At 73.1% G+C, this 20,144-nt stretch carries 19 protein-coding genes and 3 tRNA genes; 19 read left to right on the top strand and 3 right to left on the bottom strand.

The features are described from left to right. Positions 1-3 precede the first annotated feature (3 nt). From ubiE to FGG90_RS10355, 5 genes are all read left to right on the top strand, one after another. Positions 4-741: a bifunctional demethylmenaquinone methyltransferase/2-methoxy-6-polyprenyl-1,4-benzoquinol methylase UbiE gene (gene ubiE, locus FGG90_RS10375; RefSeq protein ID WP_094127351.1), complete on the top strand. Its 738-nt coding sequence runs from the start codon at positions 4-6 to the stop codon at positions 739-741. A 36-nt stretch (positions 742-777) separates the two neighbouring features. After that, entirely contained in the window at positions 778-1,851 is a 1,074-nt protein-coding gene (locus FGG90_RS10370) for a polyprenyl synthetase family protein (RefSeq protein WP_094127353.1), read from the top strand. A gap of 89 nt (positions 1,852-1,940) precedes the next feature. Beyond that, positions 1,941-3,311, top strand: a complete 1,371-nt coding sequence (locus tag FGG90_RS10365; RefSeq protein WP_094127355.1) for an FAD-dependent oxidoreductase — start codon at positions 1,941-1,943, stop codon at positions 3,309-3,311. A 124-nt stretch (positions 3,312-3,435) separates the two neighbouring features. Continuing rightward, complete coding sequence (locus FGG90_RS10360) at positions 3,436-4,203, top strand: prepilin peptidase (RefSeq protein WP_237583318.1); 768 nt, start codon at positions 3,436-3,438, stop codon at positions 4,201-4,203. 111 nt (positions 4,204-4,314) lie between these two features. Continuing rightward, positions 4,315-4,800 (top strand): MarR family winged helix-turn-helix transcriptional regulator, encoded by a 486-nt coding sequence (locus FGG90_RS10355; RefSeq protein ID WP_094127356.1) that lies wholly within the window; start codon positions 4,315-4,317, stop codon positions 4,798-4,800. Positions 4,801-4,845: 45 nt separating this feature from the next. On the opposite strand, the gene cls is transcribed toward FGG90_RS10355, so the two are convergent. Further along, positions 4,846-6,315: a cardiolipin synthase gene (gene cls, locus FGG90_RS10350; protein WP_094127358.1), complete on the bottom strand. Its 1,470-nt coding sequence runs from the start codon at positions 6,313-6,315 to the stop codon at positions 4,846-4,848. Between the two features lie 99 nt (positions 6,316-6,414). Continuing rightward, positions 6,415-6,903, bottom strand: a complete 489-nt coding sequence (locus FGG90_RS10345; protein WP_063071513.1) for a YajQ family cyclic di-GMP-binding protein — start codon at positions 6,901-6,903, stop codon at positions 6,415-6,417. Between the two features lie 777 nt (positions 6,904-7,680). On the opposite strand from FGG90_RS10345, the gene FGG90_RS10340 reads away from it, so the two are divergent. The 8 genes from FGG90_RS10340 (at position 7,681) to FGG90_RS16145 (ending at position 15,035) form a co-directional block, all read left to right on the top strand. Then, entirely contained in the window at positions 7,681-8,364 is a 684-nt protein-coding gene (locus FGG90_RS10340; protein WP_094127360.1) for a hypothetical protein, read from the top strand. Between the two features lie 435 nt (positions 8,365-8,799). Beyond that, positions 8,800-9,663: a chymotrypsin family serine protease gene (locus FGG90_RS10335; RefSeq protein WP_094127364.1), complete on the top strand. Its 864-nt coding sequence runs from the start codon at positions 8,800-8,802 to the stop codon at positions 9,661-9,663. Between the two features lie 244 nt (positions 9,664-9,907). After that, positions 9,908-9,989: transfer RNA gene (locus FGG90_RS10330), tRNA-Tyr, on the top strand. A gap of 114 nt (positions 9,990-10,103) precedes the next feature. Next, a complete protein-coding gene (locus FGG90_RS10325) occupies positions 10,104-11,090 on the top strand; it encodes an aldo/keto reductase (protein WP_094127366.1) in 987 nt (328 codons plus the stop codon). Positions 11,091-11,159: 69 nt separating this feature from the next. Then, the gene (locus FGG90_RS10320) at positions 11,160-11,879 is read left to right on the top strand and encodes a YoaK family protein (RefSeq protein ID WP_094127368.1); all 720 of its coding nucleotides are present in this window, start codon (positions 11,160-11,162) and stop codon (positions 11,877-11,879) included. 93 nt (positions 11,880-11,972) lie between these two features. Continuing rightward, positions 11,973-12,719, top strand: coding sequence for a YoaK family protein (locus FGG90_RS10315; RefSeq protein WP_094127370.1), 747 nt, complete (start codon positions 11,973-11,975; stop codon positions 12,717-12,719). Between the two features lie 78 nt (positions 12,720-12,797). Then, positions 12,798-13,607, top strand: coding sequence for an inositol monophosphatase family protein (locus FGG90_RS10310; RefSeq protein ID WP_094127372.1), 810 nt, complete (start codon positions 12,798-12,800; stop codon positions 13,605-13,607). Between the two features lie 225 nt (positions 13,608-13,832). Continuing rightward, positions 13,833-15,035, top strand: a complete 1,203-nt coding sequence (locus FGG90_RS16145) for a peptidoglycan DD-metalloendopeptidase family protein (RefSeq protein WP_094127374.1) — start codon at positions 13,833-13,835, stop codon at positions 15,033-15,035. 90 nt (positions 15,036-15,125) lie between these two features. Here FGG90_RS16145 and FGG90_RS10300 read toward each other — a convergent pair whose 3' ends face one another. Then, positions 15,126-16,880 carry a glycoside hydrolase family 13 protein gene (locus tag FGG90_RS10300; protein WP_094127376.1) on the bottom strand — a complete coding sequence of 585 codons (1,755 nt, stop codon included), beginning with the start codon at positions 16,878-16,880 and terminating at the stop codon, positions 15,126-15,128. A 139-nt stretch (positions 16,881-17,019) separates the two neighbouring features. Here FGG90_RS10300 and FGG90_RS10295 point away from each other — a divergent pair, with 139 nt between their 5' ends. The 6 genes from FGG90_RS10295 to FGG90_RS10270 all read left to right on the top strand — a co-directional run bounded on the left by FGG90_RS10295 (position 17,020) and on the right by FGG90_RS10270 (position 20,143). After that, complete coding sequence (locus FGG90_RS10295; protein WP_094127378.1) at positions 17,020-17,958, top strand: aldo/keto reductase; 939 nt, start codon at positions 17,020-17,022, stop codon at positions 17,956-17,958. Between the two features lie 107 nt (positions 17,959-18,065). After that, positions 18,066-18,137, top strand: a tRNA-Thr gene (locus FGG90_RS10290). 41 nt (positions 18,138-18,178) lie between these two features. Further along, positions 18,179-18,252 (top strand) — tRNA-Met (locus FGG90_RS10285). A gap of 183 nt (positions 18,253-18,435) precedes the next feature. Next, complete coding sequence (locus FGG90_RS10280) at positions 18,436-18,627, top strand: hypothetical protein (protein WP_012299872.1); 192 nt, start codon at positions 18,436-18,438, stop codon at positions 18,625-18,627. A gap of 632 nt (positions 18,628-19,259) precedes the next feature. Continuing rightward, positions 19,260-19,709 carry an FAS1-like dehydratase domain-containing protein gene (locus FGG90_RS10275; RefSeq protein WP_094127380.1) on the top strand — a complete coding sequence of 150 codons (450 nt, stop codon included), beginning with the start codon at positions 19,260-19,262 and terminating at the stop codon, positions 19,707-19,709. After that, positions 19,706-20,143: a MaoC/PaaZ C-terminal domain-containing protein gene (locus FGG90_RS10270; protein WP_094127382.1), complete on the top strand. Its 438-nt coding sequence runs from the start codon at positions 19,706-19,708 to the stop codon at positions 20,141-20,143. The genes FGG90_RS10275 and FGG90_RS10270 overlap by 4 nt, the downstream gene beginning before the upstream one ends. Position 20,144 lies beyond the last annotated feature (1 nt).

Raw genomic sequence — 20,144 nt, 5'->3', positions numbered from 1 at the left:
GTGATGCGCGCAGACCTCAGCAAGAAGCCCGGCCAGGTGTCGGCGATGTTCGACGAGGTGTCGAGCGCGTACGACCGCACGAACACCCTCCTCTCGGTCGGCAACGACCAGCTCTGGCGGGTCGCCACCACGCGCGCCGTCGCGCCGGTCGCGGGCGAGCGGATCCTCGACCTCGCCGCCGGCACGGGCACCTCGAGCGCGGCGCTCGCCGCCTCCGGGGCGCACGTCGTCGCCGCCGACTTCTCCGAGGGCATGCTCGAGGTCGGCCGCCGCCGCCACGCGGGCAACCCGCGCATCGAGTTCGTCCACGCGGACGCCACCGACCTCCCCTTCGACGACGACTCGTTCGACGCCGTCACCATCTCCTTCGGGCTGCGCAACGTCGTCGAGCCGAAGAAGGGCCTCGACGAGCTGCTCCGCGTGCTCAAGCCCGGCGGCCGCATCGTCATCTGCGAGTTCAGCACCCCGCCCGTGCCGCTGGTGCGCCGCGGGTACGACCTCTACATGAGGGCGGTCGCGCCGTCGCTCGTGAAGCTCGTGAGCTCGAACGCCAGCGCGTACGAGTACCTCAACGAGTCGATCCAGGCCTGGCCCGACCAGGAGACGCTGTCGTCGTGGCTGCGCTCGGCTGGATTCGCGTCGGTCGAGCACCGTAACCTCACTGCGGGGATCGTCGCGCTGCACCGCGGCGTCAAGCCCGTCGGCCGCCACGCCGCTGCTCCCCGGCCCGCCGCGTCCTGACCGGCGCGTGACCCACCACAGACAAGGTCGCCCATCATGAGTCCGAGCATCCCGCTCGCCCGGCGCGGCACCTCCGTCGCCGCCCACGCCAGCCTCACCGAGCGCCTCTTCGCGTCCTCGGGCGACCGGCGCATGGCCCGCAGCATCGACGACGGCCTCGCCCTCGTGGAGGAGCAGCTGCTCCAGGAGGTCCGCTTCGCCGACGACGTGGCCGACGTCACCACGCGCTACCTGCTCGACGCGGGCGGCAAGCGCGTGCGCCCGATGCTCGCGCTCCTCATCGCCCAGCTCGGCGACGGCAACACGGAGCGCGTGGTCGACGCGGCGGTCGCCATCGAGATCACGCACCTCGCGTCGCTGTACCACGACGACGTCATGGACGAGGCGGACATGCGCCGCGGCGTCCCCAGCGCGCAGGCCGTCTGGGGCAACTCCATCGCGATCCTCGCGGGCGACCTGCTCTTCGCGCGCGCCAGCAAGATCGTCGCCGACCTCGGCCCGCGGGCCATCCGCCTCCAGGCCGCCACCTTCGAGCGCCTCGTGCTCGGCCAGCTGCACGAGACCATCGGCCCGCGCGACGGCCAGGACCCCATCGAGCACTACCTCGACGTCCTCGCCGACAAGACCGGCTCCCTCATCGCCTGCGCCGCGCAGATGGGGGTCATCTACTCGGGCGCGGATCCCGAGCTCGAGTCCGCCGTCGTCGCCTTCGGCGAGCGTACGGGCGTGGCGTTCCAGCTCGTCGACGACGTGCTCGACCTCGCCGACCAGCCCGAGGAGACCGGCAAGCTCGCCGGCACCGACCTGCGCGCCGGCGTCTCGACGCTGCCGCTGCTCTACCTGACCCGCCTCGCGGCCACCGACCCGGACGCGGCGGCGCTGCTCGCCCGCATCCAGCGCGACGTCGAGCAGGAGGAGACGCCCGAGACCGAGGCCGACCTCACCGCGGCCATCGCCGAGCTCCGCGACCACGAGGTCACCGCGCGCACCATCGCGGAGGCCCACCGCTGGGCCGCCGAGGCGGTCGACGCGCTGGCGCCGCTCCCCGAGGGCCCGGTCAAGAAGGCGCTCACGCGCTTCGCCGACACCATCGTCGAGCGCACGCGCTAGCTGCCGCTCGTCCCCGCCGGCTCTCGCGGGGATCCGCACCACCACGCCCCGACGGCCGGCACGGGACGACGACGAACAAGAGGACACCAGTGACCAAGCTCAGGCTGGCCATCGTGGGCGCAGGGCCCGCGGGCATCTACGCGGCCGACATCATCCTGAAGGCCCAGAAGGAGTTCGACGTCTCCATCGACCTCTTCGAGCGGCTCCCCGCGCCCTACGGCCTCGTCCGCTACGGCGTCGCGCCCGACCACCCGCGCATCAAGGGCATCATCGGCGCCCTCCGCGACGTGCTCGACCGCGGCGACATCCGCATCTTCGGCAACGTCGACTACGGCCGCGACATCACCCTGGCCGACCTGCAGAAGCACTACAACGCCGTCATCTTCTCCACGGGCGCGATCCGCGACGCCGACCTCGACATCCCCGGCATCGACCTGCCGGGCTCCTACGGCGCGGCCGACTTCGTCAACTGGTTCGACGGGCACCCCGACTTCCCGCGCGACTGGCCGCTCGAGGCGCGCGAGGTCGCCGTCATCGGCAACGGCAACGTGGCGCTCGACGTCGCGCGCATGCTCTCGAAGCACGCCGACGACCTGCTGCCCACCGAGATCCCGGACAACGTGTACGCGGGTCTCAAGCACTCGCCCGTCACCGACGTGCACGTCTTCGGTCGCCGCGGACCCGCGCAGGTCAAGTTCACGCCGCTGGAGCTCCGCGAGCTCGGCGAGGTGCCGGACGTCGACGTCGTGGTCTACGACGAGGACTTCGGCGTCGACCCCGCCGCCGAGGAGGCCGCGAAGACCAACAAGCAGGTCATGGTCATCAGCCGCGTGCTCAACTCCTGGCGCACGCGCGAGACCGGATCCGCGTCCCGCCGCCTGCACCTGCACTTCTACTCGCGCCCCGCCGAGGTGCTCGCGTCGGACGACGCCGAGCCCCGCGTCGCGGCCTTGCGCATCGAGCGCACGCGGCCCGACGGCACGGGCGGCGTCGAGGGCACGGGCGAGTTCCGCGACGTGCCCGTCCAGGCGGTCTACCGCGCGGTCGGCTACTTCGGCTCGCCCGTCGACGGGATCCCGTTCGACGAGCGCCGCGGCGTCATCCCGAACCACGAGGGCCAGGTGCTCGACCTGGACAACGCGCGCATCCCGGGTGTCTACGCCACGGGCTGGATCAAGCGCGGCCCCATCGGCCTCATCGGGCACACCAAGTCCGACGCCATGGAGACCGTCTCGCACGTCCTCAACGACCAGGGCGACTGGTGGACCCCGGAGGCTCCCGAGGAGCAGGCGATCGTCGACCTCCTCGCGGAGCGCGGCATCGAGTACACCGACCTCTCCGGCTGGCACGCGCTCGACGAGCACGAGATCGCGCTGGGCGCTCCGCACGGGCGCGCGCGCATCAAGGTGGTCGAGCGCGAGGAGATGCTCGAGGCGTCTCGGTCGCCGCGGTCCGTCTGATCCGCCTCCCCTGATCGACGCCGACGGGCGCCCGCGGTCCTCCCGCGGGCGCCCGTCGGCGCATCCGTCCCCAGGCGCCGCCCGGCGGCCGCGGCGGTGGCGACGCGCCCCCTAGGGTCGCCGCGTGATCCCCGTCGCCCTCCCCGCCTCCGCCCTCGGATCCGGCGCGGCCCCGGTCGTCGTCGCGCCCGTCGTCGCCCCCGTCGCCGTCGCGCTGGCATCGCTGGGCGGGGCGCTCGTCGGTGCCGCGTCCCCGCGACTGGCCCGCGTCGCCCTCGCCGGGGGCCGCCGGTCCGACGGCCTCGACCTGCGCGGCGGCGGTCCCCGTCCGGCGGATCCGCTCCCCGGCCTGGGCGCGCGCGCCGCGGTCGTCGCCGCGGTCGTCACGGGCGTCCTCGCGGCCGTCGTGGTCGCCGAGACGCCGCCGGCCCGCCTCCCGCTGGCCCTGCTCCTCGTCGCATGCGCACCCGCGCTCGCCCTCGGCGACCTGGCCGCCCACCGCCTGCCCGACCGCGCGACGGGCGCGCTGGCCCTGGCGGCCGCGGCCCTCGCGCTCGTCACGGGCGGAGCCGGGCTGCTGCTCGGCGCGGCGGCCTGCGGCATCGGCGCCTTCCTCCTCCTCGCCCTCCTGCAGGCGGCGACCCGCGGCGGCCTCGGCTCCGGCGACGTGAAGCTCGCCGGCGCCCTCGGCCTCGCGCTGGGGCAGCTCGGCCCGGCGCAGGTCGCGCTGGGCCTCGCGGCGGGCACCCTCCTCGGCGGCGTCGCGGCCGTCGTGCTCCTCGTCGCGGGCGGCGCGCGCGCCACCTCGGCGGTGCCCTTCGGGCCGTGGCTCCTGCTCGGCGCGCTCGTCGTGGCCGCCTCGCCCGCTACGCTCTCCGGTGCGCACGGATGACCGCGGCCGACGGTTGCCTGTGCGTGAGCACGGCCGCGCGCCCACGGGCGTACGGTGGAGGAAGTGTCCAGGACCCCGGCATCGACGTACTGACGAGCCAGAGGAAATGACATGGCACAGAGATCGCTCACATTGCTGCAGGACGAGACCGGCGTGCTGCTCGCCGCCGCCTCGCGGGCGGTGGTCTCGCTCTACCGGCCGCTGCTGCAGCCGCTGAACCTCACGCATCCGCAGTACCTCGTGCTCCTCGCGCTCGACGAGGAGGAGCCGCAGGCCGTGGTCGACCTGGCCGAGAAGCTGCACCTCACGCCCGGCACGCTGTCGCCGCTGCTCAAGCGCCTCGAGGTCTTCGGCTACGTCACGCGCTTCCGCGACACCACCGACGAGCGCCGCCTCTCCGTGGGCCTCACCGACGCGGGCCGCGACATGCTGCCCGTCATCTGGCGCGTGGGCGACCAGGTGCGGCACGACATCGCGGGCGAGGAGCCGTGCGGATCCGCCCTGCGCGAGCTGCTCCACGGCGTGCTCGACCGCGCGACCGCACGCGACGAAGCCGATCCCCGCTCCGACGCGCGCGACGCCGACGACGAGGACTGATCCCGGCGGTCCCCGGGCGCCGCGAACGGCACCCGGTCCGGGCCGCTACTGCACGCCCGAGGTCAGTCGCGCGAGGTTGTCGAGCACGGTGCTGAAGCGCGTGCGCCGGCTCCACTCGTCGAGGGTCAGCTCGCGGCTGCGCGCCCGGTAGCCGTCCTCGACGCGGCGCATCTCGCGTACGAAGCCGGGGCCGCGCACCATCAGCGAGACCTCCATGTTGAGGCTGAACGACCGCATGTCCATGTTGCTGGAGCCGATGACGGCCACGTCGTCGTCGATCGTGAAGTGCTTGCTGTGCAGGATGTACGGCGCCCGGTACATCCAGATGCGCACGCCCGCGTTGAGCAGCTCCTCGTAGTACGAGCGCTGCGCGTGGTAGACGACGGGCTGGTCGCCGATCTCGCTCACGAACAGCTCCACCGAGAGCCCGCGTTGCACGGCGGTCGTGATGGCGTACCGCATCGAGTCGTCCGGCACGAAGTACGGCGACGTGATGACGATGCGCTCCTGCGCGTAGTAGAGCAGCGCGTTGAACAGCCGCAGGTTGTTCTCGCCGGGGAACCCGGGGCCGGACGGGACGACCTGGCAGTCGAGCGCCTCGTCGTCGCCCGTCGCGGCGATCTCGATCGGCTCGGTCTCGCGCACCAGCAGCTGGTCGGTCTCCGCGTACCAGTCGGTGATGAAGATCGCGTTGAGGCCGCTGACGATGGGACCCTCGAGCCGGGTCATGAGGTCCTGCCACTTGAGGCCGCGCTTGCGGTTGACGACCTTGTTGTAGCTGCGGTGCACCATGTTCTGCGAGCCCATGAAGCCCACGCGGCCGTCGACGACGAGCACCTTGCGGTGGTTGCGGAGGTCGGGCCGCTGGTACCGCCCGCGCAGCGGCTGCACGGGCAGCATCAGATGCCAGAGCGCGCCGATCTCGGTGAGCTTGCGGGTGGTGCGCCGGTAGCCGGGCGAGCGCAGCGACGCGATGTGGTCGAGCAGCACGCGCACGGTCACGCCGCGCTGCACCGCGCGCTCGAGCGCGTCGAAGAACGGGGCGCTCGTCACGTCCCAGGCGAGGATGTAGAACTCGACGTGCACGTACCGCGTGGCCTTCTCGACCTCGTCGGTCATGGCCTGGATGGACTCGTCGTAGTGGCTGTAGAGCTTCGCCCGGTTGCCGCCGACGAGCGGCATCGACCCGAGGGTGCGGTTGAGCTCCACCACGGAGTCGAGCCACGACGGCCAGGAGTGCTCGCGGGTGACCCGCTCGATGCCCTCGGTCGACTCGACGATGAACCGGTTGATCTCCTGCTGCTTCTCCCGGCGGCGCTTGGGCAGCCGCGTGGATCCGATGAGCAGGAAGAGGAAGATGCCGAGGTACGGCAGGAAGAAGATGGCCATGAGCCACGCCATCGCGGTGGACGGTCGGCGGTTCCGCGGGATGACGAGCAGCGCGGTGACGCGCACGATGAAGTCGACGACGACCGCGAGCCCCGCGAGGACGAGGGTGGTCATCGAAGGGTCCATCAGCCGGAGTCTATCCGGCGGCGCCCCTCCGCCGACGGGTCAGGCGCCGGGCGGACACGGCCGCCGCGGGCGCCGGGCGGCCCCCGGCGGGCAGGCGGATCAGCGGAAGTTGACGAACTGCAGGTCGAGGTCGACGTCCGCGCCCTTGAGCAGCGCGATGGTCTGCTGCAGCTCGTCGCGGCTCTTGCTCGAGACGCGGAGCTCGTCGCCCTCGACGCGGCTCTTGATGCCCTTGGGGCCCTCGTCGCGGATGATCTTGCCGAGCTTCTTCGCGTTCGCCTGGTCGATGCCCTGCTTCAGGGTGACTTCGATGCGGTACTCCTTGCCGGAGGCGAAGGGCTCGCCCTCCTCGAGGCTCTTGAGGCCGATGCCGCGCTTGATCATCTTCGACTGCAGCACGTCGAGGATCGCCTTCACGCGCTCCTCGCTGGAGGCCTTCATGAGGATGGTGTCGCCGCTCCACTCGATGGAGGCGCCCACGTTCTTGAAGTCGTAGCGCTGCTCAACCTCCTTCTGGGTCTGGTGGACGGCGTTGTCCGCCTCCATGCGGTCGACCTTGCTGACGACGTCGAACGAGCTGTCCACGATGGACTCCTTCCGTTGGCTGTGTCGAGGGTAACGGCAGGAGGCCGGAGTCGCGACGCGGAGCGTCGAGCGGCTCCGCGGCGTGAATCGCCGGGCTCGCGGAACGTGGATACCCGGCCCGGCGGAGGCATCGGATTCGGACCGACTGCGTGATGCCGATGCGGGAACGGCTGTTCCCGCGCCTCGGGAAGCCGTCCCATCCGGGAATTCCGGGCCCCAAGGAAAATGGGGTGCGAGGTATTCAGGTGCGTGCATCCGGACATCCGTGCCGCGTGTGGATATCTCGCCCCCACGCCCCACCGCCGCCTTTACCGTGCACACAGGACGCATCAGGAGGGGTTCACATTGGGAATTGCGATCAGGGGGCGGGGCATCGGGGGAGCTGCGGGGTGATGGCCATGGAGGCCATCGCGTCCACCGCTCGAAGTGGAGCATCCGGATATGGGGGAGTCCGCCGGGATCGTTCCCGTGTCGGACCACCGGACGGGGCCCTAACCGGCGCCAGCGGGTCGATGTCCGGCGATTCCGGTGGGCCGGTGTTGAGCGACCCGGACGCTGACGGGGCGAATCCGAACGGAGTCGCTGCGTACGGAATCATCTCGGCCCGAGAAATGGACGACCTCCACAAGCTCCACCACGTCGTCATATCGCGGATCCGCCCGTGTCCGGCACGGCACGGCACGGTAATGCCGCACCAATGCGTCCCACCTCGAAGAGAACCCGCGCATCACGCGCGATCACGCACAGGAAAAAGGAGTTTCACATGACAAGGAGTCTCACATGAGAAGTCGAACAGTCGGGAAGTGGACCCTCGCAGGCGCCGCGGGCGTCATCGTCGTGGGCGCCCTCTCGGTGGGGGTGGCGCATGCCGCTGAGGAGAAGGGTCCGTCCACCGGCGATGAGGGGCCGGGGTCGACGCCCGCCGGTGATCAGTCCGCGGAGCTCGTCCCGGAGCAGCCGGATCCATCCTCGTCGGACACGCCCCCGGACGACGGGACGGCGTCGCCCGACGCGTTCGCCCTCTCGCTGCCCGGAGACGGGACGGACGATGCCGTCGATCCGGCCACGGTCCCCGGGGGCCTCTTCCACGGCTCCGGGGCTGCGGTGGTCTCCACCCGTGTCGACGACACCGTGCTCTCCGGCTTCAGCGAGGACACGGGCATGCAGGTGCTGACGCGTGTGCCGTCGGCGGATTCGGCGATGGAGTACCGCTTCTCCGTCACCATCCCGGACGGCTTCCATGCGGTCGTCCGCGACGACGGCTCCGTCGCGGTGGAGGACGCGGACGCCCAGGTGGGGACCCGGTTCCTCGCTCCGGAGGCCGTGGATGCGAACGGTGCGGCGGTCGACGCGGTCCTCCGCGTGGACGGTTCCGACATCATCGAGTCCGTGGCTCCGGCGCCGGATGCTGCTTTCCCCGTCGTCTCCAGCCTCGAGCAGTCGATGGACGGCGATGCCGAATAGAGCGGCGACAGGGCGGATCCTCGGGTTCGGCTCCGGTGCGCGGCGGTGGTCGGTGAGGGTGCCGACGGTGATCCGCCTCGTGGACACGCTCGATCCCGTGACCGTCGCGTCCGCCTCCGCGACCGATCCGCAGCGGCCGGACAGCGATCACGTGTTCGGGAGCACCCGGTCGCTCGTCCGCCGGACGGACCACCACGGAGCCGGGTTCCGCACGGCGGGGTTCGTGATGGCCGAGAGGGGTCTCCGGGCGCATGCCAGCCCGACGCAGCGGGTGCCCATCCGGCACACCCGCGGTCCCTCGGCGACCTCCCTGCCACACGAAACGCGCATCCATCGCACGACCACGCCCAGACAGGAGTCCCCCATGCCACGACCATCGATCGCGACGACGACCAGCGCAGGTGCCGCTGGCGCCCTCATCACGGGAGCCGACCTATGAGACGCCTCGGCCTCTGGGGCCGGTTGTCCTCCGCCCTGGTCATCCTGGCGCTGGTCTCGGGGCTCGGCATGGTGGGCGCGGATCGAGCCTCGGCGACCGAGCCGGAGCGTCTGAACGGCGACCGCATCGTCGGCGGCACGCAGCTGCAGGTCCTCAACGCGAGCTCTCGACAGACGAAGAGCTGCACGGCGGGGTTCGTCCTGACGAAGCGGGGGCTCCGGGCGAACGCCACCCCCTACGAACGGGCCACGCGGTATGTCACCACCACCGCGCACTGCGGCGATCGCTATGACCGGGTCGACGTCAACGGCCACATGGTCGGGGAGGTCTCGTGGGTGTCGAACGCCTACGACATGATGATCGTCACCGTGCCCCCCAAGGCCGTGCCCATGCGGCATCACACCGGGTCGGGGTCCCACACCGTGTACTACATCAACTACCACTACGTGCCGCGTGCCTTCAGCGCCGTGCTCACCTATTCGCAGCGCCTCCGCGCCGTCGGCGCCGTCCCCGTCCTGCAGTTGGCGGAGGAGATGCCCGCGAGCGTGAACTGGGCCTGTCACAGCGGGGCGACCACGGACTACAGCTGTCTCTGGTCGAAGTACGGGAATCCCGGGGCGTACTTGAGGACGCTGCGGAACTCCCTCAGCGGCGCTGCCCCCGGCGACTCCGGCGCTCCCATCTTCAGCGACCCGAACGCCGACGGCGCGGACACCGCAGGCGTCACGATCTACGGGATCCTCCACGGCGGGATGGTGCAATCCCAGCCCCATTACGACTCGAGGGTCATGTACTACGTGCCTCTGACGGGATTCATCTCGGAGATGCAGTACACGTACGCATTGGCCCCTTCGTCGTGACGGTCGGCGACGGTGCGGATCGCCGCTCGGCGACGCCGGTGACGCCGGGGAACCGCTAGGCGTCCGTCGTCAGCCCCGGTCGCGCCCGTCGCGGCCGGGTCCACCCCACCCCACCGCCGTCGTCCGCCGTCCGCCTAGCTCGGCGAGGCGGCGGCGGCCCGGGCCGGGATTTCGGTTCCCGGGCCGGCGCCCGCTATCATCGACGAGCGTCTCCGGTCCGTGATCACACAGGTCGGGTGCGCATGGCGAGTTACCCTAGCGGCCAAAGGGATCTGACTGTAAATCAGACGGCTCAGCCTTCGGGGGTTCGAATCCCTCACTCGCCACCGCACGGAACGGCCCCGCTCGCGCGGGGCCGTTCGTCTGCCCCGCCGCATCCGTCGGGGCCCGCCCGCGCCGGCAGTGTCGCCCGCGCGCCCGACGACCTGGATCCACCACCGATGTTCCCCGCCGCCCCCGGCCCCTCGACGCGTGCCCTCGGCACCTCCGGCGTCGTCGTCTCCACCCTCGGCCTCGGCACGAGCGGCTTCGGCTGGACCGCCGACCGCGAGGAGGCGTGGGCGATCCTCGACGCCTACCGCGAGGAGGGCGGCACCTTCGTCGACACCGCCTCCTCCTACTCGCAGTGGGTGTCCGGCCACGCGGGCGGGGAGTCGGAGGCGATCATCGGCGGCTGGCTCGCCGCGCGCGGCTGCCGCGACCAGGTCGTCGTCGGCACCAAGGTCGGCAAGAGCCGGGACGCGCCGGGCACGTCCGCCGCGTCCGTGCGCCGCGGGGTCGACGCGTCGCTGCGGCGCCTCCGGACGGATCACGTCGACGTCGTGCACGCGCACCTCGACGACACCCGCACGCCGCTCGAGGAGACCGTCGCCGCGCTGTCCGACCTGGTGAAGGACGGCAAGGCCCGGCTCGTCGGCGTCTCGGGCTTCACCCCCGAGCGGCTGGAGCAGGCGCTCGCGCTGGCGCACGGATCCGGCGCCGTGCCCGTCGGCGTGGTGCAGGAGGAGTACAGCCTCCTCGCCCGCGACCGCGCCGAGGGGCGGATGCAGGCCCTCGTGCGGCAGGAGGGCGTCGGCCTCGTCGCGCACAGCGTGCTCGCCAAGGGATTCCTGACGGGCAAGTACCTGCCCGGGGCGCCCGCGGTGCCGTCCGCCCGGGCGCTCGACGCCGAGCAGTACATGACGCCGGGCGGGCACGCCACGGTGCGCGCCGCCGAGGAGGTCGCGCGGATGCGCGGCGTCACGGTCGCCGAGGTCGCCATCGCGTGGGTGCTCGGGCGACGCGGCGTCGCGAGCGCGCTCGTCGGCGCGCGCACCGTCCGGCAGATCCGGCAGCTGATGCCCGCCGGGCAGCTCGAGCTCGACGACGAGGAGGTGTCGCGGCTCGCGTCCGCCGCGGCGCGGGCGGCTCGGGAGGGGATCGCCTGATCCCAGGGGGCACGGAGGAGCGCCCCCTATTTTGGGGCGCCAATCGTCCCGACATCGAGGAGCCTCCCCATGCCCCGACGCTGGCCCGAGGGCGCGTACGTCGCCGCCCTGCTCATCCTGACCGCCGCGACCGGCGCCGTCGACGGCGTCAGCTACCTCGCGCTCGACCGCGTGTTCACCGGCAACATGACCGGCAACGTCATCTTCATCGGGTTCGGCCTGGTGGGCGTCGACGGCGTCCCCGTGCTCAACAACCTCGTCGCGCTGCTGGCCTTCATGGCCGGCGCGGTCATCGCGTCCCGCATCACGTGCCGCGCGCCCACGGACCTGCACCTGCCGCGGTCGGCCGTGTGGATCCTCGTGGTGAACACCGTGCTGACCTTCGCGCTCGCGGGGCTCTGGTCCGCCGTGGGCACGCTCGAGAAGGGCGTGATGATCGTCGTCACCGGGCTCTTCTCGCTGCTGCTCGGCGCGCAGGCGGCCGCCGTGCGGAGCATCGGCCTGTCCGACCTCTCCACCGTGGTCGTGACGATGACCGCGGTGAACCTCTCCTCGGACAGCCGCATCGCCGGCGGCACGGGGGCCGCGTGGGGCCGCCGGTTCGGCGCGATCGCGTGCATGGCGGTCGGCGCGCTGGTCTCCGCGGTCATCACGACGCGCATCGGCGCCCCGACCGCGCTGCTCGTGGCGGGCACGCTCATGGCCGTCGGCGTCGGCCTGCTGGCGAACGCGCGCCGCATCGAGCGGCGGCGCGCGGGGGAGGCCGCGCCCGCGGCCGCGGCCGGCTGATCCGGCGGGCTCCGCGGGCTCGGCGCCTGGCCGTCACGGGGACCCGCCGGCTCTAGGGTGGGATGACCGCCGCCTGACCGCCGAGGAGCACCCGTGTCCCGTCCCTGGCCCGAGGGGTCCTACATCGCCGCCCTGCTCGTGATGACCACCGCGACGGGCGCCATCGACGGCGTGAGCTACCTCGCCCTCGACCGCGTCTTCACCGGCAACATGACCGGCAACGTGCTCTTCATCGGCTTCGGCCTGGTGGGCGTCGCCGACATCCCCGTGCTCAACAACCTCGTCGCGCTCGTGGCCTTCATGCTCGGCGCGGTGATCGCGTCCCGCATCACGCGCCGCGCGCCCACCGACGTGCACCTGCCGCGCTCCTCCGTCTGGATCCTCGTCACCGGCACCCTGCTGACCCTCGCCCTCGCGGTGGTCTGGCTCGCGGTCGGCGCGCTCGACACGGGCGTGATGATCGCCATCACCGGCTTCCTCGCGCTGCTGCTCGGCGCGCAGGCGGCGGCCGTGAAGAGCATCGGCCTGCGCGACCTCTCCACCGTCGTCGTGACCATGACGATGGTGAACCTCTCCTCCGACAGCCGCGTCGCGGGCGGCACGGGCGCCGCGTGGGCCCGCCGCATCGGCGCCATCGTCTGCATGGGGCTCGGCGCGCTCGTGGCCGCGCTCATCACCACGCACGTCGGCGGTGCGTGGGCGCTGCTGGCGGCGGGCGGCCTGATGGTGCTGGGCGTCGCGCTGCTCTGGAACGCGCGCCGCGTGGAGCGGAAGCGGCTGCGCGAGGGCGCCGCGGCGACCCCCGCGGTCGATGAGCGCACGGGCGCCGCGCCGGCCTGACCCGTCCTGCCGTCGCCCGCGGGCCCGCGACCTGAGCGCTCGGGGCGGGCGGGTGCGGCCCTCTGGCAGGGTGGACGCATGACCTCCCCCGGCGACGCCGCGCTCCTGTCCATCGCCCGCGACGTCGCCGTCCGCGCCGGGGAGCTCGCGCTCCGCCGTCGGCGCGAGGGCGTCGAGGTGGCCGCGTCGAAGTCGAGCCCCGAGGACATCGTCACGCACACGGACCGCGAGACCGAGGACCTCATCCGGCAGGCGCTCCGGGACGTGCGCCCCGACGACGGCTTCCTCGGCGAGGAGTCCGAGGGCACGTCCGGCACGTCGGGCCTCACCTGGGTCGTGGACCCCATCGACGGCACCGTCAACTTCCTCTACGGCATCCCCGCGTGGGCCGTGAGCATCGCCGTGGTCGAGGGCGAGGCGGATCCGCTCACCTGGACCGCGCGCGCCGGCTGCGTCGTGAACCCCACCCTCGGCGAGGTCTACACCGCGACGGCCGGCGGCGGCGCCGAGCTCGACGGGCGCGCCATCGCGGTCAACGCGGGCGTGCCGCTGTCGCTGGCGCTCGTCGGCACGGGCTTCTCCTACGGCGCCTCGACGCGGATCCGGCAGGGCCGCGTGGTCACCGACCTCCTCGGCGAGGTGCGCGACATCCGTCGGATCGGCGCCGCGTCGCTCGACCTCTGCAACGTGGCCGCGGGCCGCACGGACGCGTACTTCGAGCGCGGGCTCAAGCCGTGGGACCACGCCGCGGGCGCGCTGATCGCGGCGGAGGCGGGTGCACGGGTGACCGGGATCGGCGGCGGACCGGCCTCGGCCGAGCTGCTGATCGCGGCCGATCCGGACCTCGCGCGCGCCCTCGAGGAGCGGCTGGACCGGCCGGACGCCTAGCCCCTCCGGCCCCTCGCGCGCATCCCCCGGGTGGCGTGAATCCCTCCCAGCGGTTAGCCTTTACCGATCCGTTACATCGCGTCCGGGTTCGATCCGGTCGCACGCGCACGCCCCGACCCCCGTCGGCCGGCCCGCGCAGCACCCTGTCCCTCGCACTAGGAGCTCCACGATCCTGTCCGTCCTCCGCGCCTCGCGTGCCCCCCAGTCCTCCGTCCGGCGGCCCTCGTGCTGACCCCCGACGCGACCGCAGGGGTCGTCTTCTCGACGCGACGCGAGCGACGCGAGGCCGAGCGCCGGGCGGCGGAGGCGGCCGAGGCCGTCGTCGCCGCGGAGCCCGTCGTCACCGCTGAGCCCGTCGCGGACGCCGAGCCCGAGTCGACCCCCGCGCCCGCGCCCGTCGCGCAGGAGGCCCCCGCCGCTCCCCGCATCGCCCACGTCGCCGTCGAGGCCCCCGCCGCGCCGACCACGCACCTCCCCGCGGACGCCGAGCCCGCCACCGCCGACGACGTGCCGCTCGCGACCCGCGCCCGCCGCATCCGCAGCGCCGCCGCCGCGGCGCCCGAGATGCGCCGCTCCTCCTTCGTGCACGCGAAGCGCGCGAGCGTCCCCTCCGCCGCCCCGCACGTGCGGGTCCGCGGCCGCCGCGTCCCCGCCTCCTCGCGCCCCGCCCTCGCGGCGCCGTCGCCCGAGGCCGCCGCGGGTCGCCGCCGGTCGAACGCCTCGCGCGGCCTCACGCTCCTCACCATGGCGTTCGTCGCCACGGTCACCATCGCCACGTCGCTGCCGTCGTCCGCGTTCCTCACCGGCCAGGACATGGCGCAGGCGAACGTCGTCACGGACGCGCCCGCCACGTCGATCCCCAGCCAGAGCATCGCGCTCTCCGCCGCCCCCGAGGCGGTCGTCGTCGGCGGCACCGACGACGCGTTCACGGCCACGACGCCGCAGCAGATCATGCTCGCGCAGACGTCCAAGGGCGCCGGGGCCTTCACGAACGACATCAACGGCACGATCCAGTGGCCCTTCGCCTCGGGCGTCCCCATCAGCGGCGTCTTCGGCAAGCGCATCGCCCCCTGCTCCAACGGCTGCTCGAGCAACCACCAGGGCGTCGACTTCGCCCCCGGCATGGGCGCGCCCATCCAGGCGATCACCGACGGCGTCGTGCGCGAGTCCGTCAACAGCGACACCGGCCTCGGCGTGCACCTCGTCATCGACCACGTCATCGACGGCCAGCTCGTCACGAGCGTCTACGGCCACATGCTGCCGGGCTCCATGCGCGTGCAGGCGGGCGACCCCGTCAAGGTCGGCCAGCAGATCGGCCAGGTCGGCAACACGGGCGCGTCCACCGGCCCGCACCTCCACCTCGAGATCCGCATGGCGGACGGCACCGCGGTGGACCCCTTCGCCTGGCTCCAGGAGCACGCGAACTGACGCATCCGGCGCGGCCGACCGCCGCGCCCGTCGCACGACGACGCCCCCTCCGCCCGAAGGCGGAGGGGGCGTCGTGGTGTCGGGGACGGGTCAGTCGGCGATCATCCACACGGTCGTGTCCGACGGCACCGCGTCGCCGTCGAGCGGCTGGCTGGCGAGCAGCACGCGGCCCTCGGGCAGCGGCACCGACGCGGATCCGAGGTTCGCGATGACGGTGACGCCCGCGCTCCGGAACGCGATGACGTCGTCGCCCTCCGGCGTGAGCCACTCGAGCGCCCCCAGCGCGAGGCCGTGCTCGCGGCGCAGCAGCAGCGCCTCCGTGTAGAGCGACAGGGTGGAGGCGGGATCCGCCTGCTCGGTGTCGCGCGCGAACCGGTCCCAGTCGTCGGGCTGGGGCAGCCAGCTGGCGTCGCCCGTGCTGAAGCCGTACGAGGGCGTCCCGGCCTCCCACGGGATCGGCACGCGGCAGCCGTCGCGGCCGTAGCGCTCGCCCGCGGTGCGGTGGAAGGTCGGATCCTGGCGCGCGGCGTCCGGCAGGCGGGTGTCCTCGGGCAGCCCGAGCTCCTCTCCCTGGTAGACGTACGCGCTGCCGGGGAGCGCGAGCATGAGCGCGCTCGCGGCGCGGGCCCGGCGGAGGCCGAGCACCTCGTCGACCGTCACGGTCGACTCCGGCCCGATGCCCACGCCCTGCGGGTTCTCGCCCGAGAGCGCGAGGCGGCTCGCGTGGCGCACCACGTCGTGGTTCGACAGCACCCACGTGCTGGGCGCGCCCACCGACCCGAAGGTCGCGAGCGACGCGTCGATCGTGCGGCGGAGCGCGGTCGCGTCCCACGGCGTCTCGAGGTAGCTGAAGTTGAAGGCCTGGTGCATCTCGTCCGGGCGCACCCAGTCGGCGAGCTTCGCGAGCGGCTCGACCCACGCCTCGGCGACCATGGCGCGGTCGCCGTCGTAGGAGTCGAAGATCTCGCGCCACTCGCGGTAGATCTCGTGCACGCCCTCCTGCGCGAAGTACGGCGGCGGGGGAGCGGGCTGGTCGTCGACGCCGCCGGCGCCGCCCATGCTGCCCTGGCCCTCGGGCGGCGTGTAATCCGGGAGGCCGGGCGCCTTGACCATGCCGTGGGCGACGTCCACGCGGAAGCCGTCGACGCCGCGGTCGAGCCAGAAGCGGAGGATCTCGCGGAAGCGCTCGCGCACCCACGGGTTCGTCCAGTCGAGGTCGGGCTGCGAGGAGTCGAACAGGTGCAGGTACCACTGGCCGGGCGTGCCGTCGGGCTCGGTGAGGCGCGACCAGGCCGGGCCGCCGAAGATCGACTCCCAGTTGTTCGGCGGGAGCTCGCCGTCGGCGCCCTTCCCGTCGCGGAGCATGTAGCGCGCGCGCTCCTCGCTGCCGGCGGGGGTGGCGATGGCCTCCTGGAACCAGCGGTGCTCCGAGGAGGTGTGGTTCGGGACGATGTCGACGATCACGCGGAGGCCGAGCTCGTGCGCCCGGCGCTGCATCCGGTCGAAGTCGTCGAGCGTGCCGAACAGCGGGTCCACCGCGCAGTAGTCGGCGACGTCGTAGCCGGCGTCGTTCTGCGGCGAGAGGAAGAAGGGGGAGAGCCAGATCGCGTCGACGCCGAGCTCGCGGAGCGCGGGGAGGCGCTCGGTGATGCCGGGGAGGTCGCCGATGCCGTCGCCGTCCGAGTCCGCGAAGGAGCGGGGGTAGATCTGGTAGATGACGGCCGTGCGCCACCACTCGGATCCGGTGCCGCGCGCGTCGTCGCCGGGCGCGTCGTCTCCGTCGGGGCGGGTCAGGAGGTCGTCCCGGGCAGCCGGGGAGGGGGCTGTGGGGGAGGGTGGGGTCATGGATCGAGCCTAGGCGACGGCTCCCGGCCGCCCTCGCCGCCGCCCGCGGCCTGGGGAGCCGCGGAATAGCCGGGCGCCCGCCGTGGCTTGACCCTGGAGGCGGCCGCCCGCCGTCATCACCGGACGAAGGAGATCAGCAATGACGAACCCCGCGCGCGTGCCCCTCGGATCCAGCGGCATGGAGGTGAGCCCCCTGTCCTTCGGCGGCAACGTCTTCGGCTGGACCGCCGACGAGGCGACCTCCTTCCAGCTGCTCGACGCGTACGTCGAGGCGGGCGGCAACTTCGTCGACACCGCCGACGTCTACTCCGCGTGGAAGCCCGGCAACTCCGGCGGCGAGTCCGAGGAGATCATCGGCCGCTGGCTCGCGGCCCGCGGGCGCCCCGACGACCTCGTGATCGCCACCAAGGTCGGCTCGCTCGAGTCCGCGAAGGGCACGTCGCGCGACAGCGTGCGCCGCGGCGTCGAGGCCAGCCTCCGCCGCCTGGGCGTCGACGTGATCGACCTCTACTACGCGCACGTCGACGACCAGGACACCCCGATCGAGGAGACCGTCACGGCGCTCGCCGAGCTCGTCGCCGAGGGCAAGGTCCGCGCGATCGGCGCCTCCAACTTCACGGCCGAGCGCCTGCAGGCCGCGCTCGACGTCTCCGCCCGCGAGGGCGTCGCCCGCTTCGAGGTGCTGCAGAACCGCTACAACCTCGTCGAGCGCGGCGCCTACGAGGGAGAGCTCGCCGACCTCCTGATCCGCGAGGGCATCGCCTCCGCGCCCTACTCGGCCCTCGCGAGCGGCTTCCTCACCGGCAAGTACCGCGGCGGCGAGGTCGACAGCCCCCGCGCCGGCGGCGCCTCGAAGTACTACGACGACCACGGCCGCGCCCTCCTCGAGGTGCTCGACCGCGTCGCCGAGGCGCACGGCGCCTCCGTCACCACGGTCTCGCTCGCCTGGCTCCGAGCCCAGCCGTCGGTCACCGCGCCCATCGCCAGCGCGCGCGACCTGACGCAGCTGCCCGACCTGCTCGCGTCCATGGACCTCGAGCTGACGGCCGACGAGGTCCGCGAGCTCTCCGCGGTCTGATCCGCCCGGCCGACGTGCCCCGGTCCGGGGCCGCCCCGCGTCCCGGGGGCGGTCCCGGACCTGCTATCGTCGTAGGGTTCCAGCGCGTCTCCGACGCGCCCGGGCACGCCCCCATAGCTCATTGGTAGAGCACTTCCTTGGTAAGGAAGAGGTAGTGAGTTCAATCCTCACTGGGGGCTCGATCCCCTCGGGTCCGGCTGCGGCCGGCATCAGGGGTCATGGCGGGGTAGCTCAGGTGGTTAGAGCACACGGCTCATAATCGTGGTGTCGCGGGTTCAAGTCCCGCTCCCGCTACGGAAGCGCGGATCCCTCGGGTCCGTCCTCCTCGATAGGCCCCGGACACCTCTCGCCAGGTTCCGGGGCCTTTCCTCTGCCCGGTGCCCATGCCCGCGATGCGCGGCCCGCCCGACCCGGTCGCCCTGTCCCGCCGCGGCCGGCGCCCTTCCGGCGTCCGCCTCCGCGGCGTAGCCTCCGGGCATGACCCACCACGAATCCCCCGACCACCCCGACCACGCCTCGGGCGCCGAGCACGACGACGTGCTCTACAAGACCCAGGGCAACCCCGTCCCCGACGCGCACGACGAGGAGCGCCGCGAGGCGCCCGCGGGCGGCGACTACACCGCCAGCGAGTCCGAGGAGGAGAAGGAGGCGCGCGAGGGCGGCGCCTGATCCGCATCCCGCGCCCCGAGCGCACGAGGGCCTCCGTGACGCGTTCGCGGCGGCCCTCCGCGCGTCCCGCCCACCTCGTGCGGGTCCCCGCCGGGAGGGCGGGACCGGCCGCCGCGAGCGCGACACGCCCGCCCGTCACGGAGCGGCGCGACCGGCTCGAGGCCCGGATCCGCATGACGGCGCGGGAGGCGCCGCGACACGCCGAAACACTAGATGTAGTGGAATGACAGGTCTGTAGTTCGGGTTATATAGTGGAGAACCTCACCGCCCCACCGGGTGGCCGAGCACACCGGATCGTCGCGGAGACGCGGATCCGGAGGCCATCGGGGCGAGAGCCACGAGACCTGAGGAGCCGCACCGGCGGCTCCCGACACGACACAACGGGAGGCACCCATGGACTACGACAACAACGACACCGTCGGCGGCTACGCGATCCCCGTCGACCCCATGGAGCTCCTGCAGTGCGACTCCTGCCAGTAGGCAGCTGACGCCGCACGAGCGGCATCGCGAACCCGGGCCCCGGTCCCCACGAGAAGTGGGGGCCGGGGCCCTCGCATGTCCGGGAGGCGTCCTCGGCCGCCTGGATCGGCGGGCGCCCGGGAGCTCGCGGAGCCGCCGCGTAGGATCGTCCGGTGCCAGTGAATCCAGAGCTCCAGGGCCGCGTGCTCCCCGCCGCCGCCCCGTACCTGGTGGGACGCGAGAAGGTGCGCGAGTTCGCCCGCGCCGTCGGCGCCACCCACCCCGTCCACCTCGACCCCGAGGCGGCGCGCGCCGCCGGCCACGCCGACGTGGTCGCGCCCAGCACGTTCCCCGTCGTGGTGCAGGAGGCGACGCTCGCGCAGCTGCTCGCCGAGCCCGACGCCGGCATCGACTTCAGCCGCGTGGTCCACGGCGAGCAGGCGTTCGCCTACTCCCGGCCCGTGGTCGCGGGCGACGAGCTCACCGCGACCCTCACGGTGACGAAGGTCGCCACCCTCGGCGGCAACGCGATGGTGACCGCCGAGTCCGCGATGACGGACGCGACGGGCGCCCACGTCGTCACGGCCGTCTCCACCCTCGTGGTCCGCGGGGACGACGCGTGAGCGCCGCATCCGCCGTGCCCGTCCTCGCCGACCTCTCCGTGGGCGACGTCGTGGCGGAGCGCTCCGTGCACCTCACGCGCGACTCCCTCGTGCGCTACGCCGGCGCCTCGGGCGACTTCAACCCCATCCACTACCGCGACGACGTGGCCGCGTCGGTCGGGCTGCCCGGCGTGCTCGCCCACGGCATGCTCACCATGGGCCAGGCCGTGCAGCCCGTGGCCGACTGGGCGGGCGACCCGTCGCGCATCGTCTCCTACGGCGTGCGGTTCACGCGGCCCGTGGTCGTGGATCCGGCCGACGGCCAGGACCTGACGATCGTCGCCAAGGTCGGCGCCATCGACGCGGAGGCGGGCACGGTCCGCATCGACGTGGCCGCGTCCGTCGACGGGAAGACCGTCCTCGGCCGCGCGCAGGCGCAGGTCCGGCTGGCGTAGG

The organism is Clavibacter michiganensis subsp. tessellarius, assembly GCF_021922985.1.
Taxonomy (GTDB): domain Bacteria; phylum Actinomycetota; class Actinomycetes; order Actinomycetales; family Microbacteriaceae; genus Clavibacter; species Clavibacter tessellarius.
This window is presented reverse-complemented; position numbering and strand designations above follow the sequence as displayed.